Origin of the sequence: Ensifer sp. ENS10 (genome assembly GCF_014852025.1) — a bacterium.
Classification (GTDB): domain Bacteria; phylum Pseudomonadota; class Alphaproteobacteria; order Rhizobiales; family Rhizobiaceae; genus Ensifer.
Genome location: NZ_JACVAS010000001.1, coordinates 667,295 through 687,905, shown reverse-complemented (window position 1 = coordinate 687,905; position 20,611 = coordinate 667,295). Strand labels below are relative to the sequence as shown.

The window sequence follows — 20,611 nt, the reverse complement described above, 5'->3', positions numbered from 1 at the left end:
CGTTTCAGGTCGCTGGACGGCAAGAACCGCAGGCTCATTGGGCCCCGGCACGCAACTGGGCAGCATAGTCGAGGATTGCCTTGCGACGCTCGGGCGTGCCGGGATGGGTCGACAGGATGCTGGTGTCGCCGTGGTCATCGAGCTTGTCTTCGAGCAGATCAAAGAAGCGGGCGATCGCCGTCGAATCCCTGCCGGCCTTCTGCATCAACTCGACCGAGTGCCTGTCCGCAGCACTTTCCGCGCCGCGTGAGTAGGACAACGTCAAAAGACCGGCGCCCTGTACCAGAATGTCTTCAGCACCGGACCCGATGTCGCCGCCGATCATCATGATCAGCCCGGCGACGCCGGCGGCACGGTAGATCTGCCGCAGGCTATGCTCGAGCTCGACGTGACCGATCTCGTGCGCCAGCACACCGATGATCATTTCGGTATCGTCGCCGGCAAGCTCGATCAGCTCATCGGTGACAATCAGCGTGCCGTCGGGTAGCGCGAAGGCATTCGGGCCGATGGTGCCACCCTTGCGGAAGTTGAGCCTATATCCGCCCTCGCCGCGATCGGACTGGCGCGCGATCGCGTTGAACCCGTCACGGATCTTGTTCTGCCGCTCAGCTGAAAGCGCCGACGTGTCGAGCAGCGTTCGATCCATTGTTTCCAAGGTGCTTGCCGACATGATCTTCGGCACGATCGGCGGCGTCACCAGCACGGCGACTTCGACGAGCGCCGGCACGGCATAACGATAGATGGCCACGCCGCAGAGCACGGTCGCCAAAACGACCGCGATCAGGCGCGGGTGGAAACGCTCCCACTCGTGGACGAGACTGGTTTTTCCCTTCCGTTTGAGGAAGCGATCCATGGCGTCGTTGTCGGTCGTCTCGAACAGCGAACCGTCGGGAAACTCGACACGACGCGGAATGGCGCCGACACGCGCGGAAATGTCGACGGCGGCAAGCACGCCGCCTGCAAGTTCGACACCGTCCTCACCCAAGGCTTTGACGCCGCCGCCATCTTCGATCAGCCGCGAGGGCACCGACCGGCTGGAACCGGCGGGATGCCACTCGCCAACAGCAATCTCTGTGACGCTAGAAGCCAAAGTCGAAGCCTTCGAAATCCATGAACTCCGAACCAACGGCCGAACCTTCCTGGGCGATCTTGTCGAACATCTCGCCGACATTACCTTCGAAATGTACACCCGTATGTTCATTGACATAGCGCGTCATGCGCACCGCAGCCCAGGGACGCATCAGGCCCAGTGTGAGGAGGGTGACGATCACGTTGGTGATCGTGATCCAGGCGTAACGGCCCCGCGACAGATCGCTCGTCAGCTGATGCTTGCCGTCGAAGGTCGTTGCCGACCAGGCGACGTTGCGAACGCCAGCACGATAGAACAGCGTCGCGACCCCGAAGATCGAGAAGAACGCGAGGTAGCCGATGACGAACAACGCAATCATCGAAACCTGCAATTCCGGGGTGGCCACATAGGAACCGTCGAACAGCGTCATGATCACGGCCAGGTTGAGGAAACCGATAAAGGCGATGATCAGCAGGCCGGCAACGATGATGGCCGCCGACAGGAACCAGGACTTGTAGATCGCACCGACCGAAGGATCGGTCGTAAATGCCCTTTGTCCGTAACGCAGGTTGCTGCCGATGTAGCGGTAGGACCAGCGGCTGGCGAGCGGCACCAGGATTCCGAGCGTCAGAACCGAGATGACCGGACCGACAATAAAGGCGAGGAACGCACCGCCGACGCCGCCGACGAAATCGAACCGCACATTGCGATAGCTGGTGACGCGGGCGCTGAAACGCAGGCCCCTGACGACCAGCCACGGCACGAAGACCACCAGCAGCAGCGCAAGGATGATGCCGGCGATCGGCACGAAGGTCAGCATGACGTTGTAGAAAATCAGGTAGGCGAACACGATCACCCGGCCGATCAGGATCTGCTTGCCCTTCGCATGATATTCGAAGGCGCGCCCGAGCAGCACAGTATTGCCATAGAAATAGCGGTTGCGGCGGACTTTTGCCCAGGCGGAATAGATGCCGAGCGTGATGATCGTCAGCAGCACGTTGACGATCCAGATGCCAAAATACTCTTTTCCGCTACCGCTGAACGACAGGCGGTGGAAATTGTCCGGTACCCTCTGCGTCGACGTCCCTTGCATCGACGCCGTTTCGGCCACGACCATGATAAAACCTCTCTCAATGAAAATCAGCTTGCGGCGGCCCGCTAACAGACAGGCGCCGCGTTGCGACAGGATGACGTCATTTGTGAACCCAGCGAACCGTGGCTATCCCCCCGGATGAGCCTTCCATGCAAAAGAACGATCGAAATGCCTGCAATATTCGACCGAGGCGCGAATCAATTTTCAGCGCCTCGGGGATATCAAATTAGTTGCAGCGCAGCATGGCATGCAACAGGAAAGGAGCTCCCGAGGGAGGTCCCCGGCGCGCAACAAAAAAGGGCCTCCCGAAGGAGGCCCTGGAGGCGGGAGGATCTTTGTCCCGTCGTTACTTCATCGTCGGCATGACGAACTCGGCACCATCCTTGATGCCCGAGGGCCAGCGCTCGGTGATGGTCTTCGTGCGGGTCCAGAACTTGATCGAGTCCGGGCCATGCTGGTTCAGGTCGCCGAAGGACGAGGACTTCCAGCCGCCAAAGGAGTGGTAGGCGAGCGGAACCGGGATCGGGACGTTGACGCCAACCATGCCGATGTTGATGCGCGAGGCGAAGTCGCGGGCCGCATCGCCGTCACGGGTGTAGATCGCGACGCCGTTGCCATATTCGTGCTTCATCGGCAGGTCGAGGGCTTCCTCGTAGTTCTTGGCGCGAACGACCGAGAGAACCGGTCCGAAGATTTCCGTCTTGTAGATGTCCATGTCCGGGGTGACATGGTCGAACAGGCAGCCGCCGATGAAGTGGCCGTTTTCATAGCCCTGCAGCTTGAAGTCGCGGCCGTCGACCACGAGCTCAGCACCCTGCTCGACACCGCTGTCGATCAGGCTTCTGATGCGCTGCTCGGCTTCCTTGGTGACGACCGGACCCATGTCGGCCTTTTCGTCGGTGTAGGGACCGATGCGCAGGCTTTCGACCATCGGGGTCAGCTTCTGGATCAGGCGGTTGGCGGTTTCTTCACCGACCGGGACGGCAACCGAGATCGCCATGCAGCGCTCGCCGGCCGAGCCGTAGCCGGCGCCCATCAGCGCATTGGCGGCCTGGTCGAGATCGGCGTCGGGCATGATGATCATATGGTTCTTGGCGCCGCCGAAGCACTGGGCGCGCTTGCCGTTCATCGCTGCCGTGCCATAGACGTAGCGGGCAATCGGGGTCGAGCCGACGAAGGTAACGGCGGCAATATCCGGATGGGTGAGGATCGCGTCGACGGCGCCCTTGTCGCCGTTGACGACGTTGAGGATACCTGCCGGCAGGCCGGCTTCAATCATCAGTTCTGCGAGGCGCATCGGAACGGACGGGTCACGCTCGGACGGCTTCAGGATGAAGGCGTTGCCGCAGGCGATCGCCGGGGCGAACATCCACATCGGGATCATCGCCGGGAAGTTGAACGGCGTGATGCCGGCGCCGATGCCGACGGCCTGGCGGATCGAATACATGTCGATGCCGGGGCCTGCACCTTCGGTAAATTCGCTCTTCTGCAGATGCGGAATGCCGATGACGAATTCGCAGACTTCGAGGCCGCGGACGAGGTCACCCTTGGCGTCTTCGACGGTCTTGCCGTGTTCGCGCGAGAGGATCTCGGCGAGTTCGTTCATATGCGTGTTCAGGAGCTCGACGAACTTCATGAAGACGCGGGCACGGCGCTGCGGGTTGGTGGCCGCCCATTTCGGCTGCGCCGCCTTGGCGCTTTCGACCGCTGCCGCAAGCTCCGCGTCGCTTGCGAGCGCCACCGTGCCCTGCACTTCGCCGGTTGCCGGGTTGAAGATGTTGGCAACGCGACCGCTCTTGCCGGCGACGCGCTTGCCATCGATGAAATGACCGAGTTCGTACATGGTTGGTTCCTCCAGACCTTGATTGTGGCGGCATGATCGCACTACGATTTCAACAAAGCAATTTCCGATATTCAGCAACCGTTGTGCAAAAACTAAAGTCCATGGTGTTGAGACGAGGTATCTGCCTATGAATTGGGACGATGTGAGAATGTTTCTAGCCGTGGCGCGCACCGGGCAGATCCTGGCGGCATCGAAGCGGCTGGGCGTCAACCATGCCACGCTCAGCCGCCGGGTGACGGCGCTTGAGGAAACCTTGAAGACCCGGCTGCTGGTGCGCCGGCCGAATGGCTGCGAGCTGACCGCCGAAGGGGAAATCTTCCTGACGGCAGCCGAGCGGATGGAGACGGAGATGCTGGCGGCGCAATCGCAGATCGGCCGGATCGACACGGCAATCGCCGGCACGGTGCGCATCGGCGCGCCCGACGGCTTCGGCGTCTCGTTCCTGGCGCCGCGCCTCGGGCGCCTGACGGCCCGCTATCCGGAGCTGAAGCTGCAACTGGTGCCGGTGCCGCGTTCCTTTTCGCTGTCGCAGCGCGAGGCCGATATCGCAATCACCATCGAGCGACCGGAACAGGGCCGCCTCGTCTCCTCGAAGCTTACGGATTACACGCTCGGTCTTTACGCCTCATCGGACTACCTGGAAAAACACGGGACGCCGCAGACGATCGACGATCTGAGGGAACATCGCCGCATCGGCTATGTCGAGGACCTGATCTTCACGCCATCTCTGAATTTCTCCGCCGAGATCATGCGAAGCTGGGACGCCTCGTTCGAGATCTCCAGCGCCACCGGCCAGACGGAAGCCGTGCGCTCCAGCGCCGGCATCGGCATCCTGCACAACTATATCGCCCGCCACACGCCGGAGCTCAAACGCATCCTGCCGGAAACGACGATCCGCCGCGCCTATTGGACCACCTATCACGAAAGCGCCCGGGACCTCGTGCGCGTGCGCACGGTGGTGGCCTTCCTGCAGGAACTGGTGACAGCGGAACATCAGATCTTCGTCTGAGACCGGACCGGGCCAGGATGCACGAGAGACGGCGCGTCCGCGGGGCGCACGAGCACGATCAACGGGAGCGGCGCACCGAGGCGCTTCAAACGAGAAAGAGAAGAAATAAGGAGAATGGTACGGTTGCCAGAAGCCGTTTTTTTGTCCCACATTTTTCGAAGTGCCTGAGTTTGCTTGCTTTTCAGAATTCCTGCGGGCCCACCATGCGTCACATCGCATCGTAAACTCTGAAGTCTGAAACTGCGGGCTCTGGGACGCAAATCCCCAAAGCCCGCAAATTAAGGTTTACGGCTGCAGATTGACGGTAAGCTTTGCGATTTCACCGTTAAAGGCGAACGGGACCTGATAATCAGTTTCATCTACACCTGTGCGAGTATCGACGCCCACATCGAAAGTCTCATCCCAAGGCATGAGCGCCGGGATCGTGTGTGGTATTTTCGCGTTCGCGACCTCCTTGCCGTCCACCTTCAGGACGCCAGTGCCGCCCTTGCCCATGCCGGGTCCGTCAGATTTGAAATCGAACACCAGCGTGTGCTTGCCGGATGAAAGGGTGTCCTGCCCCTCCCAACGGAAGCGCTCCATATTGACGAAGTTGTACAGAAATACGGGTTTGCCCTTGAGGAGATAGAACCCGTATCCACCGAAGCGCCCCCCTGTGGTGACGAGCATACCCTCGCCGCCGTTTTCAGGAACGGTTACCTCTGCGGTGATCGTGTAGGATTTGTTGATGACGCTGGGTGCATTGCTTGTCGGAAGACCTGACACTACGCCGGCGTAGCTAAACTCCTTCCGTCCGGCGGTGGTGCTCGGCCGTGGCGTCTCAAGGCGTTCCAGGATCGAGTTGTCCAATGGGAAGACGTCGTACTTCGCCGCTTCCATCAGAAACAGTTCCTGCATCTGGTGCAATTTTTCCGGCATTTTTGCAGCAAGGTCGTTGTTCTGGGAATAGTCCTCAGTGAGGTTGTACAGTTCCCATTTATAGCCATCGACGACGTCCGGCATCGCCGTCGTGCCCATCAACCACGGCGCTGCTGGTGGTGTCGTGCAGGCATACCAGCCATCGCTGTAGATGCCGCGATTGCCGAACATTTCAAAGTATTGCGTTTTGCGGGCAGATGAGGCTTGGGCATTGTCCCATGTATAGGCCATGCTCACGCCTTCGATCGGTTTCTGCGCAACGCCATCGACCATAACCGGGGCGGTTATGCCTGTTGCTTCGAGGATCGTAGGAACGATATCGATCATGTGGTGGAACTGAGTGCGAACTCCACCGGCTTCCTTGATCCGTGCGGGCCAGGACATCGCCATGCCCTGACGCGTGCCGCCGAAGTGCGAAGCAACCTGCTTCGTCCATTTGAACGGCGTGTCAAACGCCCATGACCAGGCAACCGACATATGCGGATAGGTTTGGTTGGAGCCCCATTTATCATAGAACGCCATCTGCTCTGCGACCGGCATCTGCATGCCTTCGATCGTGATCAGTTCGTTCGGGGTTCCGAGCACGCTTCCTTCGGCGCTGGTGCCGTTGTCACCTTCAATGTAGATGACGAGGGTGTTGTCGAGCTTACCCAGATCATCGACGGCCTGGATAACCCGCCCGATCTCATGGTCCGAGTAGGCCACGTAGGCAGCAAACACCTCAGCCTGGTGCGCGAACAGCTTCTTGCTCTCTTCGTCGAGAGAATCCCATTTCGGGAGGCTCTCTGGCCATTCGGTTAGCTGCGTGTTGGCGGGAATGACGCCGAGCTTTTTCTGATTGGCGAAAATCTGCTCGCGCAACTCGTTCCACCCCATGTCAAACTTGCCCTTGAACTTGTCGATCCATTCCTTGGTTGGATGGTGGGGGGCATGAGTGGCACCGGGCACGTAGTAAACGAGGAACGGCTTGTCGGGTGCTGCCGCATTTAGCTGCTTTATATGATCAATGGCGTTGTCGGCCGTGTCCGTTATGAGGTTGTAGTCGGGCTTACCGGTCCAGGGGAAAATCTGGGTGGTGTTCTGGAACAGGTACGGCTCCCATTGATTGGTGTCGCCACCCATGAACCCATAGAAGTAGTCGAAGCCCATACCCGTCGGCCATTGATCGAACGGACCAGCGGCGCTGTACTGAAAAGCGGGCGTGTTGTGGTTCTTTCCGAACCAGGACGTGGCGTAGCCGTTCTGCTTCAGGATCTCGCCGATCGTAGCGTTCTCTATGCCGATGATCGAGTCATAGCCGGGATAGCCGGTTGCCTGCTCGGAGATGACGCCGAAACCCGCTGAATGGTGATTGCGGCCGGTGATAAGCGCGGCGCGCGACGGCGAGCAGAGCGCGGTGGAATGGAACTGCGTAAAGCGCAACCCCGCGTTTGCGACACGGTCGAGTGCCGGCGTGGGGATCACGCCTCCGAAAGTGCCCGCAACGCCGTATCCAGCGTCATCGGTCATGATCAGAAGGATGTTCGGGGCGCCCTTTCGGGGGACGATCTGCGGTGGCCAATAGGGTTTTGAGGCTTTCGCGTCGAGGCCGATTTCTCCACCGAACGCCGCCGGCGGGTTCGGTAGATATCGACCGTCGATCGTCGTTGTTGCGCTGGGCGAACCCAATTCACCCGTGGTTTCCTGCGCATTGGCATTGAAATTCGAAGCTGCCGTCAAACTCAAGGTGGCAAGAAAGAGCGTACCTAGTCTTAGCATGTCGCTTCTCCTCCGGTGAAAAAAAGAGAATTACAGAATGCTAAAATTAGGCAAGGTTGTAACAGTTACGAAGCCGGTTCGCATGCCCTGCGGACTGGGTGTCAGCGTGGGACAATCTGAGGGAAACGCATAACGTTGCGTGGGGACGACACTGCGATAGGTTCTTTAGATTTCAAACGCTTATCAGCTGCATCGGCATCATCTGCGGTGCAAACTACTATGCAAAATCTCACCCCCTCCGCCCGCCGATGAGAACACTCCAAGGCGATGCTGACGCGATCATTCGCACGCTGCTCGCCGACCGCACGCACCTGCGCTGACAGCTAGCGCTCGCCGAGACCTCGGCGCGCACCAGCTTAGCTCGAGGATGGCGTCCTCGCGGCGACAGGCAAACCGTACGTAGCACATGAGCGACGAGACGACCAGAAGTGCCAGTCGGGGCTCCATACGGAACCAAGGCCCATGTGCCATCCACACGACTAAAAGATGCTTCCAAACAGCGCGGAATAGACAATCACGGCTATCGCGAGCGTAAACCCAAGCGCGACGAACAGTCGGGTGAAATCGTACGTATAGAATCGAGCGAGAGTAAAGTTCCTCACGGCGACCTCCTAATTTTCATTTTGGTTGCGATGCCAGTGCACGGCGTCCACAGCAACTCAGGACAATGAGCGACTGCAATTCGTACCGACCTTGCCTACGAGACCTGCCGGAACTTGGATATCGGTCATGATTGCGGCTACGAATTCATCGCGTTTCGCACGATTGTCGAAGCCTTTGATTGCAGCGAGGTCCGTGCTTCTGGCAGTAGCCATTCGTCCTGCTGCGCTTGAACAGATGCCCGCAAATGCATCCACCTGAGCGGTTTCCGCCGCCCGCGTGCTGGCAGTCGTGGTCGTAAGCCATCCAGCATTGAAACCGACAATCGGCGCCGCGAAAAGCCCAATGCCTAAACCAATGGCGTAGGGTCTTGTCCATTCAAAAATTCGATCGAGTGTCATGACTTTGCTCCCTCTAATCAGGTGATTATCGGGATCGTTACAGGCCCGCGCTCGGACCATGAGCCAATGGCAATCCAGATTTTCCAGTTTGCGCTTTAAAAACGTCAATGTAAACAATCAAGAATCGATGTTAATGTGAAATATTCGATATTTAATTATTGATACTAATATTTATAGAAATACATAATTCTTGATCTTTCTCTGGATTTATATATATCAACTGACGTCGAATTCTCCAGAATTTTTTCATGAGTCCGTCTAATACTCCCAAAATATCTTGGTAAAGCCTCAATCATCGGATACAGATTAAACGTCGTTCTTAGGCCAGCTTGGCTTTTTGCTTCGTCAGAGGCTCCAGACCGCCAAACTCACCAATCATCGATCCTTGACGGCAGTTGTTCGCGCTGCATTGGCGCCAGACCAGCCCGATTTGGCTGAACCTTGCGAACGGCGTTCGCCATAAGAAAGGGGGCAGTATGTTTACCCGTACGAAATACCGAACCGTCCATTTCGATGAACCGTTCTGGATGCCAGGCCTCTGCGAGATGGTGGCCCCGGGCGACTACGAAGTTGATGAGGACGAGGAGTCGATTGAAGGCATCTCCTGGCTGGCTTATCGCCGCGTGGCGACCTTCATCAAGCTGCCGGCGACGCTCGAGAACAAATACCAAATGCGACTTGTTGCCATCGAGCCTGAGGAGCTTGAAGGCCTCATCGCAGTGGATCGCGACAGGCACGCAATCTCCCTCTCGGCCAAATCGTAGAGACAGCAATTCGATGGGTAACGGCGTTTGCCGCTTGGCTTGTCAGTTAGCCCCAAAAGTCGAACGAAGATGTCGGCCTATGCGGCCGAAACCTATCGCCCTCAAACCTATCGCCCTCATCACTGAAGTAAGGATGCATCGGTGCTGTTCAGACGATTTTCTTCAGGAAGCCATCCAGAGAGACAGACGGCTTTGAACATTGGAACACACACCGAAACCGAGGTTAGGGACGCGATATGAAAAATAGCGACGAAGAACACGCACTCGCCATTAGTGTCTGGGAATCGGAAGGCGGGGCGCCCAACAGATCCATGAGGCTCTATCAATACGGACGCCGCGTCGAATGCGACAGGTCGTACACGATCTACCATGTGTTCACGGGCGTGCCGGCAAAGATCGGTTCATGGACGATGACGGGGCTCAGCCAAAAGAATGCGGCGCGGGCTCTGCGTACTCTCAACACGCCCTAAAGCTTGTCGCGCAAAAAGTGCGCAGCGGTTTGGCGATAGCGACACGCGTGAAATCAAACTGTCGAAGCGCGTTGCACGAGGCCGTTTAAACGCGGCGCGCCCCGGGGCACCCGCAGATGTTCAACAATTGAAAGAGAGGCTCTATGCACGGGTACTCCGATGATATCGTCCCGGCATTGAGTGAGACCGAAATTGGCGTGCTCCGGCGCGTATTTGACGCGGCTTGTGCTGAGTGCGGAATATCGCGGCAGGGCCAACAAATTCAGCGGCTGGCGCAATTTCTCATGACCGAGTTCCGCCTCTACCCACTGGACGAAGAGGCGCTGCTGACAGCCGCACGGGCATTCTATTGCAAACAGAAACGTAAGCCCGGCAGCTCGGAATAATGTCGCCTATTTCGCGGGAAGGCGCTTGTTTCCAATTAATCAAATAACACCTTGGGCCCACCCTCGGAGGAGAAGTACAAACTGCCGAACATGGCCAGAGCACGGCTATAGTCGATCACAAACAAAATAAGAAAGGAAGAAAACCATGAGATCGTACATTGGAAGCTTCGGATATCAATTCAGATTCGTTGACTTCATGATCCGGTCATCGCTTGCGATTTCCCTTGGGGTCATAATCTACATCACATTCTATGGAATTTTCTGGTGAAAGCTCGTCACAAAAGGTCCACCGCTCATCGCGCCGCTTGGCTGACGCCCATCCGCCGCGCCTACTGACCTCCTATCACGAAAGCGCCCGCGAGCTCGTGCGCGTGCGCACAGTCGTGGCTTTCCTGCAGGAACTGGTGACGGCGGAACATCAGATCTTCGTCTGACACGCCTGAATCGGAGAAATCCGCCACAATCGCGCGTCGGCAACCCGGCGGCCTCGTCGAGCGAATTTTCGCTATCAATGTGCGACTTGTGAAGCGGCCGCCATCAGTTCCTTGGGATTGAGCGCCTGGCACATATTTTGACCTTGGTCCTCAACTTCTGTAAAGCTCCAGCGCACCACACCTTCTCGATCGAGCAGAAAATGGCCGACAAGCTGCATATGACCGGGTGTCCTCACCTGCTGATCGGCGTCTGTGATTTCGTACCCATCCTTTTCGCTCAGAAGGTCACCGGCGGCCGCCGGGTCCATCGGTTCAGGCAATTCCCCCGGCCGATCGACCCGCATCGTCTTGACCAGGTCCATTCCGACCTTGTGTGGCCAGTCGGTTTCTTCCTCCGTGAACTCGAGGAGGGGTAAGCCGAAGGCGCGGTGTGACGCCCGCTCCGGGTCGGATGCAGCAAGAAGGCCGGGTATCGGATGATAGCGGAAATAGAGCCGCGCGCGTTCGACCGGGGTGTTCACCACCGCCAGAGAGTCCACGCCTTTTTCGCGCAGGGCCGGGTTTAACTGTGCCATTGCCGCAACATGGCGACGGCAGAAGGGACATAGCAGGCCCCGATACAACCCGACCAACAATGGGCGACGGCCGCGAAAATCATCAAGGGCGATCTTGCCCTCGCGTGAGATCGCATCCAGCACAAAGTTCGGAGCCTGGTCGCCCAGTCGTAACGGATGGTCCTGATATTGTGGAGACATGGTCAACCTCCTCGTCCGAAGGACCAATAAAGAAGAGGCCGCACAGCATCGCACGGCCTGACCTCTCGTCTTAGCGTATAGCCAGGATCAACCTGAGAATGGTCCCACATTGGCTCGCGAGCAAGCAGTAAACGGTGAATCGTGCCACGGGACGCTACCCCGGCAAGGCCGCATGGACTTCCTGACACGCGCCCCTCCCCTCGTTAATGAGCGATGGTCCAGAAGCGATGGATCAGAGCGTCTCAGAACGCATGCTGTCCGGTGTCGCATCTAAAGGGAAATGCCGGCTTCCCGTAGTCCATCCACCAGGCGGCCGAGCACGGCAGGGTCCCGATAGGGCAAGGCCCGTTTGAGGTGGTCGATGGAGAAATTCGGGTTGACCTCGAACACCTCGTGCCAATAGCGCCGAGCCTCCTCGTGACGCCCGGTGCGACCGTAGAGGCAGGCGAGATAGAAGCGCGTCATGTCGGATCGCGGCGCCAGCGCCAGCCGGCGCATGAAGGCGATCTCGGCCTCGTCGAAACGGCCGAGGTTCAGCAAGGTCCGCCCAAGGAAATGCAGCGACAGGTCGAACTGCGGATCGAGCCGATGCGCCCGCGTATAGAACGGCAGCGCGTCTTCGAACTGGCTCTGAAAATCCCGGATCGTGCCGAGGGCGGTATGGCCACCGGCGGAATTGGGATCGAGCTTGATCATCCGTTGGGCGGCGCTTTCGGCCTCATCGAAACGCCGCATCCAGCAGAGCGCGATTGAAAGCGCGTGATAGCCATGCGGCTCGTTGTCGTCGGTATCAACAGCCTTCTGCGCCAGTTCCAAGGCACGCTCCAGATTGTCCACCGTCCCGCCGTTCCATCGGTTGATGAAATCGGTCAAGGCGATGATCGAGAGGGACGCGTAGGCGGCTGCCAAACCCGGATCGATGGCGATAGCGCGCTCGAGCATGCTGCGCGCCTCCGCTGACGACACGGCATCGAACCGCAGAATGGCCTGACGGGACCGGACGAGCAGATCATAGGATTCCGGATCGACCTTACCGCGGCTTTCGCGTCGCTCTTCCTCGCCGGCCGTCAGCTTCACCTTGAGCGCCGTGACGATGGTGCGGGTCACTTCGTCCTGAACCTCGAAAATGTCTTCGATGCCGCGGTCGTAGCGCTCGGCCCAGAGATGACCGCCCGTCGTGCCGTCGATCATCTGGGCGTTGATGCGGATGCGGTTGGCGGCGCGGCGCACGCTGCCTTCAAGAACATAGCGCACACCAAGTTCCTGGCTCACCTTGCGGATATCCGGCGACTTGCCCTTGTAGGCAAAGGAGGAATTGCGGGCGATGACGAAGAGGCCGGAAACCTTCGAGAGATCGGTGATGATGTCCTCGGTGATGCCGTCGGCGAAATAACCCTGCTCCGGATCGCCGGACATGTTGTCGAACGGCAGCACGGCGATCGAGGGCCGAGCCGGTAGCTGCGGCGGAGTTTCGGCGACGACCTCGACAGAAGCGCCCGCGTACTCGTCCGGCGACCAGCTCCAGATGTGCACCGGGCGTTCGATGTTCTTGACCTCGTGGTGACCGCTGTCGGTGAAGTGGAGGTCGATGCGGCCGTGCATATATTCATGAACACCATCCGAGATGGCGACGCCGCCGGGTCTGGCGAGCGCCTCGATCCGGGCCGCGACATTCACGCCATCACCATAGAGATCGCTGTCGGCGACCATGATATCGCCCATATTGACGCCGACGCGAAGCACGATCGCCTGATCCGCCGGGACATCCCTGTTTGCGGCCATCATTTCCCGCTGAAGTGCTGCGGCGCATTCGACGGCATTGACGGCGCTGGAGAATTCGACGAGCACGCCGTCCCCTGTCGTCTTGAAGACCCGGCCCTGGTGGGTGGCGACGAGCGGCTCCAGCACCTCTTTCCACCGCGCCATGAGCCGCGTGTAGGTGCTCGTCTCGTCACGCTCCATCAGCCGGCTGTAGCCGACGACGTCAGCAGCCAGGATGGCGGCGAGTCTGCGCTTGATGGATTCGTTGGCCATGGATTGCGGCGCCTTCCGAGAATCCTTTCTCAAAATTTTACCGGCGGATGGCCCCAATGTCTATTCAGTCTGCGGTCGGTCTGCGGCTTGCCTGTTCACGCCTGAGACCCGCCATAGGCAGTTGGCCCAACTGGACCGTCTCTCATCCACCTCGGGCGGCAGCCATGCAGCCGATTAGCCCGATTTGGGTAGCGCAGCGGCAGGAACAGAGAGTTGTCTTCCTGCGTTTCTGCTCCATCGGAAAAACCCTGTGCGATGGCTCAGGGCGACCGCGATGAACAGGCGGCCCGCCCCAGAAGCGGTTCGCATACGGATTTGAGGAAGGAGGATGGAACGATGCTTGTCGCTGTTACGGGCCGGCCAATCCTGCCGGGTGAATTCATCAAGATCGAAGACGTCTTCAGGGATGCGATTAGAGAGAGAAATCTTCCGCGCCGCTCATCGGAGGCCAAGGAGCTGGCAGTCCGGCTGTTCGAGCTTTACCAGAATGGCGTCGATGACGTGGTGGCGCTGAGAGCGATGGCCAAGCTGTTCTGAGCGCGCGATGTTTGCGGCGATGGCTGCTACGCAAGCGCTTCAATATCAATGAGATAAGAAGGAAATGGTACGGTTGGTGGGAATCGAACCTACGACCTCAGGTGCCACAAACCTGCGCTCTAACCAACTGAGCTACAACCGCACTGCTCGCGACATGTGTGTCGCTTGGCGGCTCACATACGGAGACTTCCGTCGCTTTGCAAGCCTTAACTTGAGATTATCCTGCAAAAAGACCGGATGGCAACCCATCCGGTCTTTTTGGATTTTGGCGCGCCCGGCAGATCCGGTGGCGACAGGGTCTGTCGCTCCCCGCCAGGCAGCACAGTCGGTCGGCTTAGACCTTCTTGAAGGAGGACATTGCCTTTTCGGCAGCTTCCTTGCCCGGCTTTGCGACGTTCTCGGCAACCTTCTTGGTCGCTTCCTGCATCGACTTGGCCTGCTCGACGGCAAGCTCGGCCTGCTTGCGGACAAAGCTCGTCTGCAGTTCGACAAACTCGGAGAGCGACTTCACGCCGAGCAGCGCTTCCATGTGCGAGAGCGAGTTTTCCGCATTGGTGCGCAGCGCGTCGATCGCCTTGAGGCCGATTTCGACGGTGCCGGTCTGAGCGCTTTCAAGCGTGGCTTCGACGGTCTTCGTCGCCTCTTCGGCGGCGGTCTTCATCTTGGCATAGGCTTCCTTCGACTGGGCGGCACCCTTTTCCGCGAAATCGCGGAAGCTGTCGGTGATCTTCGCCGGGTCGAACGAGGAAAGGGAAAATACGTCGTCGGTCTTCTTGGTAGCCATGAAAGCGCTCCTTGGTGTCAGGCCCTCTTCTGAGGCGCCGTTGCTTGATGCGCACTATATAGTCGATCTCCTTGTGCATTGCAATAAAATTGTGCAGCGCACAAAAACCCGGGCATTAACCTTTCGCGGTGAAAGCCGGGACGAAGCTTCGGGCCTCGCTGGACCCCCGCGGATCCGCCGGGTATTAATAGAGTGTTAACCCGTAAGCGATCCGTCAATAGGCCCGTTCATGCCCGCGAGACAGTATCCTTTCATCGACATCGCCGTGCATGCGCGGGTGCGAGAGCATTTCGCCCGTGGCGATGCGGCGATCCTGTTTTCGCGGGACTTCGCACGCATCCTCTGGGCAAACGATCAGGGCGCCGCGTTCTTCGGTGCCGGATCGATCTATGACTTCATCGATGCAGGACCGGAACAGAACGATCTTTCGCTGCGCCAGTTGCGCGCCGCAGCCGCGCAACTCGTGCGCGTCGGCGATCGCCGCCAGCTTTCGATCCGCAAGTACTCAGGCTTTCGCGGCACGCCGCTCAATGTCGCCGTCGAAATGATCCGCGTTCGGCCGGACGAGGATGCCGTGCTCTTCACCGCGCCGCATGCAGGCGCACCGCTTTCGATCGAAGATCGGGCCGCACGCATGATCGCCGGCCTGGACGGCCCCGACACCCACATGGCCGTGCTCGACAGCGAGGGCGCCGTTGTCGCGCATTCCTCGGGTTTTCCCGACCTCGGCATGTCGGACGAGACGCGCAAGCAACTCGTCGTCGCGGTCTCGCGCGACCACGACTGGCTGATCAAACGGCCGGTCGCCACCCGCAAGGGCCATCTGCCGGCAGCCGTCGGCAAGATCGCCGACGATCCGTCGCTGCACCTGCTCTTTGCCGTCGAGACCATTCTCGGCACTCTCGACCCCGAGGAACACTCTCCTGCAGCCGAGCAAGCGCCGGTGTTGCCGCCCGTCCAGGATCAGGGTCCGGACGAAAGCGAGATTGCGACCGACGCAACCGACGAAATGGGCGACGAACCGGCCGCAAGCCTGGCGCCGCTCGAGCCGTTGGAAACGGCTGACGAACCCGACGCATCGGACGTCGAACAGCAGATCGACAACGGTGTCGAGGTCACGGATGAAGTGGGCGTCCTGGCGGACGCTGTCATCGAGCCGGAGCCGTCCAGTACCGCCGACGAGACGACAATTGCACCGTCCGCGGACGAACCCGACGCAGAGGACCTGAGCGTCGAGACCACTGAAATCGCTGCCGAAGCGGCTGTCGTCGAGGCAACCGAAGACGAAACGGCCGAAATCACCGAAGTGGACAAGGCTGCCGGGGAGCCGGCGGAGTTCGTCTTCACGCCCGGCGGTCGTGCGGTGCGTTTCGTCTGGAAAATCGATGCCGAGGGCCGCTTCAGCGAAATCTCCGAGGAATTCGCAACCGCGGTCGGCCCGCGCGCGGCCGACGTGATTGGCGCAAGCTTCACCGAAGTCGCGGTACGCTACGACCTCGACCGCGACCACAAGATCGGCACGCTGCTGCAGCGACGCGACACCTGGTCCGGCAAGACGATTTTCTGGCCCATTCAAGGCACGAGCCTCAAGGTTCCGGTCGATCTTGCGGCTTTACCCACCTATTCCCGCTCGCGCGAATTCGACGGCTTCCGCGGTTTCGGCATCGTGCGCCTGGCCGATGCCGTCGAGGACGAGAACGCCAACGGCCTGGCGCTCGGCCTCACCGAGGCGGAGACGGACGAGCCCCTGCCAGAACGGGCCGAGAGCGAAAGTCCAGCCGGCGAGGCTGAGGCCGAAGGCCGGGTTGCGGCCGAACCGCAGGCCGAAGACCTGCCGCTTTTCTCGGTCGTGCCGGAAGCAACGGAACTTCCACCTGAAGAGGAAAGCCTTGTCGAAGAGCCTATGCCCCCCTCGAATCCCTTCCAGGGGGAGCGCCCGGTGCTGCGCGTCGTCGAGACACCAGCCCCGCGAACCTCCGACAAGGTCGTCGAGCTTGAGCAGCACCGCGCGGCGAACGGGCTGACACGCGGCGAACAGGCGGCCTTTCGCGAGATCGCCCGGCAACTGGGCGAGAATTTCGGCAAGCCGCCGGAAGAGGAAGAAGCCGCGTCGGAAAGCGGCGAAACAGTCAGCGCGACAACAGGCGAGCCCCTCCCCCCGAGCGAGAACGACGACACCGCGTCGCTGCAGCCCCCGTTGGACGAGCCGGAAATTGAGGACGCAGCGCCTGTCGAGGCAAGCGGAAGCGAAACCGAGCTTGACGCGGAGACACGCGACGCCGCCAGCGAGACCGACGTCCAGCAGCAAACGGCCGACATCGGTCTTAGCGGCGAGATCCTCGACAGCCTGCCGATCGGCATGCTCGTCCATCGCGGCGAGCAATTGCTGCATGCCAATCCGGAGTTCCTGCGGCTCACGGCCTATAGCGATCTCGACGCGTTCGCACAGGAAGGCGGCATAGACGCGCTGTTTGCCAACGGCGAAGAGGCGATCGACGGCGAACCGGACGGCACGATGACGCTGATCCGCAAGGACGGCCAATTGCGGCCGGTCATCGCGCGCCTGCACTCGATCCGCTGGGGCGGCAACAGCGCGCTGATGCTGGCACTGACGCCGGCAAGCGCGCCAAGCGTCCAGCCGGCCAAGAGTGACGAGGCGGTGGCAGGCGGCGAACAGGTCGATCGCCTGAAGACGGAAATCGACGAGCTCAAATCCATTCTGGAAACGGCCACCGATGGCGTGGTCGTTCTCGGCCATGACGGCGATATCCGCTCGGTGAACCGCTCGGCGAGCGCGCTCTTCAACTATGACGAGGCCGAGATCCGCGGCAAACCCTTCGCGGCGCTCTTTGCCCATGAAAGCCAGAAGGCCGTGATCGACTACCTGCACGGCCTTTCCGGCCACGGCGTCGCAAGCGTGCTGAACGACGGCCGCGAGGTGATCGGGCGGGAGGCCAATGGCGGCTTCATCCCTCTGTTCATGACCATCGGAAGGCTTTCGGCATCGAACGGCTTCTGCGCCGTGATCCGCGACATCACCCAGTGGAAGCGGACGGAGGAAGAGCTCCGGAACGCCAAGCGCGCGGCAGAAACGGCAAATGCCCACAAGACCGAGTTCCTAGCCCGCGTCAGCCACGAGATCCGCACGCCGCTCAACGCGATCATCGGCTTCTCCGACATGATGGCGAGCGAACATTTCGGCCCGGTCGGCCACCCGCGCTATATCGAATATGCCGGCGATATCGGCCGCTCCGGCCGCCATGTGCTCGATATCGTCAACGATCTCCTGGATATCTCGAAGATCGAAGCCGGAGAGATGGACCTCGACTTCGGCGCCGTCGAGATCAACGAGGCGGTTTCCGAGGCCGTGTCTCTCGTCCAGCCCCAGGCCAACAGCCAGCGCGTCATCATCCGCACCTCGCTTTCGGCAGCCGTGCCGAACGTCGTCGCCGATGGCCGCTCGATCAAGCAGATCGCGCTCAACATCCTGGCCAATGCCATCCGCTTCACGCCCTCAGGCGGTCAGATCGTCGTGTCGACCTCCTACGAGGCGAACGGCAGCGTTATCCTGCGGATCCGCGACACCGGCGTCGGCATGACGCGCAACGAGCTGGACCAGGCGATGAAGCCATTCCGGCAGGTGACGACGGGCGCACGCAAGCGCGGCGACGGCACCGGGCTCGGCCTGCCGCTGACGAAGGCCATGGCCGAAGCGAACCGGGCGCACTTCTCGATCACCTCCGCGCCGAACGAAGGCACGCTGGTGGAAATCTCCTTCCCGTCACAACGCGTCTTGGCGAACTGAGACCGGATGTTATAAGGAAATGTTGACTCACGGTGGCCAGTTTGCTGGCCGCCGGTTAGCTATTCCTGCCGTCACGCTTCGGAATCGATCGATTGCAGTCCATCACTCAGAGAACAAAGCGGCGTCTTGCACGTGCAGGAACCGGTCTTTCCCATCCTCTCCTGGCGACCTGGGCCGGCCTGACGTCGGTGATCGTGCTGATGCCGATCATCGCGATCGCGTGGCTCGCTGTTTCGGGCGGGGGCGGCAACTGGCCGCATCTCATGGAAAACGTCATTCCGCGCGCAACCGGGCGAACGCTGCTCCTCGTTTCGCTGACCGGTGCCACCACGGCAATCATCGGCATCCTGACCGCCTGGCTGGTGGCAAGCTGCGAGTTTCCGCTTCGCCGATTTCTTTCCGCCGCCCTGGTGCTGCCGCTCGCCATCCCCGCCTATCTTGCGGCCTATGCCTTCGGTGAGCTCTTCACCTTCACCGGGCCGGTGCAGAGCCTGATCCGCTTGATCTTCGGCTTCAAGACGAGCCGCGACTATTGGTTTCCGGATATCCGCTCGCTCGGCGGCGCGGTGCTGGTGCTGAGCTCGGTGCTCTATCCCTACATCTACCTCGCCTGCCGCTCGATGTTCCTGATGCAGGGACGGGCGGCTGCGGACGTCGCGCGCACGCTCGGCGCCGGTCCGCTGAAAGTGTTCTTCCGCATCCAGATCCCGATGGCGCGCCCGGCGATCATGATCGGCCTGACGCTGGTTGCGATGGAGACCTTGAACGATATCGGTGCCGTCGAATTCCTCGGCGTGCAGACGCTGACCTTCTCGATCTTCGATACCTGGCTGAACCGCGGCAGTCTTGCGGGCGCCGCGCAGATCGCCTGCATCATGCTGGTCTTCGTCATCGGCCTGATGATGATCGAACGGGCCGCACGCCGTCGCCAGCGTTTTTCCAGCCAGAAGACGACCTCAGCCGTCCACGACGCCGTCCGGCTGTCGCTGACCGGCTGGAAGAAATGGGCGGCAATGTTCGCCTGCCTGCTGCCCGTCCTCTCCGGTTTCGCCGTGCCGTTCTTCATCCTCGGCAATTTTGCCCTGAAGCGGATCGACCAGTTCGTGGAGCCTCGCCTTCTGAACGCGCTCTTCCACAGCATCCTGGTTTCGGGCGCGACGGCGATGGCCACGGTATTGCTCGGCTTCGTGCTGGCCTATGCGGCGCGCACCGGGCACTCCCGCGTCTCCGACACGGCCGGGCGGCTCGCCTCCTTCGGCTACGGTGTGCCCGGCACGGTGCTGGCGATCGGCGTGCTCTTTCCGCTCGCTGCTCTCGACAATGCGATCGACGCCGGCATGCGGGAAACCTTCGGCATCTCCACCGGCCTGATGATGACCGGCACCGGCTTTGCCATCATTTATGCCTGCAGCGTGCGCTTTCTGACAATGGCGGAAGGCACGCTCGAAGCCGGCTTCCAGAAGCTCTCTCCGCATCTCGACATGGCCGCGCGCGCGCTCGGGCGCACGGGCGGACAGACCCTGCGCACCGTGTTGCTGCCGATGATGCGCCCAGCCGTTCTGACTGCAGCCCTGCTCGTCTTCATCGAAACGATGAAAGAGCTTTCCGCCACGATCATGCTGAGACCCTTCAACTTCAACACGCTCGCGACCCTCGTCTACGAGGACGCATCGCGGGCGAAGGTGGAGGATGCTTCGGTCGCCGCCATGATCATCGTCATCGCCGGCATGATCCCGGTCATTGCCGTGTCGCGGTCTCTCGAAGGCCGATCCTGATAGGTATCGGGAAGCCCGCCTGCGCGTTTCTGACGGCAGCAACGGCATAAAAAAAAGGTGGCTGGGAGGCCACCTCGATAATCGAATGCTAAACCAACAAGTGCTCGAGAAGGGATGACATCATGTCTGCGGCGGCATCGCTGCCGAGCGCCGACTTACATCGACCGGCCTCAAGT

General features: G+C 60.3%; 15 protein-coding genes, 1 tRNA gene and 1 pseudogene. 8 read left to right on the top strand and 9 right to left on the bottom strand.

The annotated features are described in order from the left end of the window. Positions 1-34: 34 nt before the first annotated feature. The 3 genes from IB265_RS03330 to IB265_RS03320 all read right to left on the bottom strand — a co-directional run bounded on the left by IB265_RS03330 (position 35) and on the right by IB265_RS03320 (position 4,005). Positions 35-1,090: a M48 family metallopeptidase gene (locus IB265_RS03330; protein WP_057250964.1), complete on the bottom strand. Its 1,056-nt coding sequence runs from the start codon at positions 1,088-1,090 to the stop codon at positions 35-37. Further along, positions 1,080-2,186, bottom strand: a complete 1,107-nt coding sequence (locus IB265_RS03325) for a YjgN family protein (protein ID WP_082615835.1) — start codon at positions 2,184-2,186, stop codon at positions 1,080-1,082. The genes IB265_RS03330 and IB265_RS03325 overlap by 11 nt, the downstream gene beginning before the upstream one ends. Positions 2,187-2,508: 322 nt before the next feature. Then, entirely contained in the window at positions 2,509-4,005 is a 1,497-nt protein-coding gene (locus IB265_RS03320) for a CoA-acylating methylmalonate-semialdehyde dehydrogenase (protein WP_057250967.1), read from the bottom strand. A 127-nt stretch (positions 4,006-4,132) separates the two neighbouring features. Between IB265_RS03320 and IB265_RS03315 the strand changes: the two genes are divergently transcribed. Next, a complete protein-coding gene (locus IB265_RS03315; RefSeq protein WP_057250969.1) occupies positions 4,133-5,014 on the top strand; it encodes a LysR family transcriptional regulator in 882 nt (293 codons plus the stop codon). Between the two features lie 285 nt (positions 5,015-5,299). Here the strand turns inward: IB265_RS03315 and IB265_RS03310 are convergent, their stop codons facing one another. Then, positions 5,300-7,690 (bottom strand): arylsulfatase, encoded by a 2,391-nt coding sequence (locus IB265_RS03310; protein ID WP_057250971.1) that lies wholly within the window; start codon positions 7,688-7,690, stop codon positions 5,300-5,302. Positions 7,691-8,349: 659 nt separating this feature from the next. Then, on the bottom strand, positions 8,350-8,691 hold the full coding sequence (locus tag IB265_RS03305) for a hypothetical protein (RefSeq protein WP_057251108.1): 342 nt from the start codon (positions 8,689-8,691) through the stop codon (positions 8,350-8,352). Positions 8,692-9,167: 476 nt separating this feature from the next. On the opposite strand from IB265_RS03305, the gene IB265_RS03300 reads away from it, so the two are divergent. The 4 genes and pseudogenes from IB265_RS03300 to IB265_RS03285 form a co-directional block, all read left to right on the top strand. Then, positions 9,168-9,455 carry a hypothetical protein gene (locus tag IB265_RS03300; protein ID WP_057251109.1) on the top strand — a complete coding sequence of 96 codons (288 nt, stop codon included), beginning with the start codon at positions 9,168-9,170 and terminating at the stop codon, positions 9,453-9,455. Positions 9,456-9,691: 236 nt separating this feature from the next. Next, positions 9,692-9,925 (top strand): hypothetical protein, encoded by a 234-nt coding sequence (locus tag IB265_RS03295; RefSeq protein ID WP_057250973.1) that lies wholly within the window; start codon positions 9,692-9,694, stop codon positions 9,923-9,925. A 143-nt stretch (positions 9,926-10,068) separates the two neighbouring features. Then, complete coding sequence (locus IB265_RS03290) at positions 10,069-10,311, top strand: hypothetical protein (protein WP_057250975.1); 243 nt, start codon at positions 10,069-10,071, stop codon at positions 10,309-10,311. Between the two features lie 318 nt (positions 10,312-10,629). Beyond that, positions 10,630-10,745, top strand: a pseudogene (locus IB265_RS03285) (LysR family transcriptional regulator); the annotation flags it as partial. A 74-nt stretch (positions 10,746-10,819) separates the two neighbouring features. Here IB265_RS03285 and IB265_RS03280 read toward each other — a convergent pair. Then, on the bottom strand, positions 10,820-11,500 hold the full coding sequence (locus tag IB265_RS03280) for a peroxiredoxin-like family protein (protein ID WP_057250977.1): 681 nt from the start codon (positions 11,498-11,500) through the stop codon (positions 10,820-10,822). A 270-nt stretch (positions 11,501-11,770) separates the two neighbouring features. Next, positions 11,771-13,534 carry an adenylate/guanylate cyclase domain-containing protein gene (locus tag IB265_RS03275; RefSeq protein ID WP_057250979.1) on the bottom strand — a complete coding sequence of 588 codons (1,764 nt, stop codon included), beginning with the start codon at positions 13,532-13,534 and terminating at the stop codon, positions 11,771-11,773. A gap of 336 nt (positions 13,535-13,870) precedes the next feature. Here IB265_RS03275 and IB265_RS03270 point away from each other — a divergent pair, with 336 nt between their 5' ends. Then, positions 13,871-14,071, top strand: a complete 201-nt coding sequence (locus IB265_RS03270) for a hypothetical protein (RefSeq protein ID WP_143032880.1) — start codon at positions 13,871-13,873, stop codon at positions 14,069-14,071. Between the two features lie 65 nt (positions 14,072-14,136). Here the strand turns inward: IB265_RS03270 and IB265_RS03265 are convergent. Together IB265_RS03265 and IB265_RS03260 are read right to left on the bottom strand one after the other, a co-directional pair. Next, positions 14,137-14,213, bottom strand: a tRNA-His gene (locus tag IB265_RS03265). A gap of 192 nt (positions 14,214-14,405) precedes the next feature. Continuing rightward, the gene (locus IB265_RS03260; RefSeq protein ID WP_057250983.1) at positions 14,406-14,855 is read right to left on the bottom strand and encodes a phasin; all 450 of its coding nucleotides are present in this window, start codon (positions 14,853-14,855) and stop codon (positions 14,406-14,408) included. Positions 14,856-15,084: 229 nt separating this feature from the next. Here IB265_RS03260 and IB265_RS03255 point away from each other — a divergent pair, with 229 nt between their 5' ends. Next, a complete protein-coding gene (locus IB265_RS03255; RefSeq protein WP_192494625.1) occupies positions 15,085-18,660 on the top strand; it encodes a PAS domain S-box protein in 3,576 nt (1,191 codons plus the stop codon). Between the two features lie 200 nt (positions 18,661-18,860). Then, entirely contained in the window at positions 18,861-20,435 is a 1,575-nt protein-coding gene (locus tag IB265_RS03250) for an iron ABC transporter permease (protein ID WP_245299033.1), read from the top strand. The last annotated feature ends 176 nt before the right edge of the window (positions 20,436-20,611 follow it).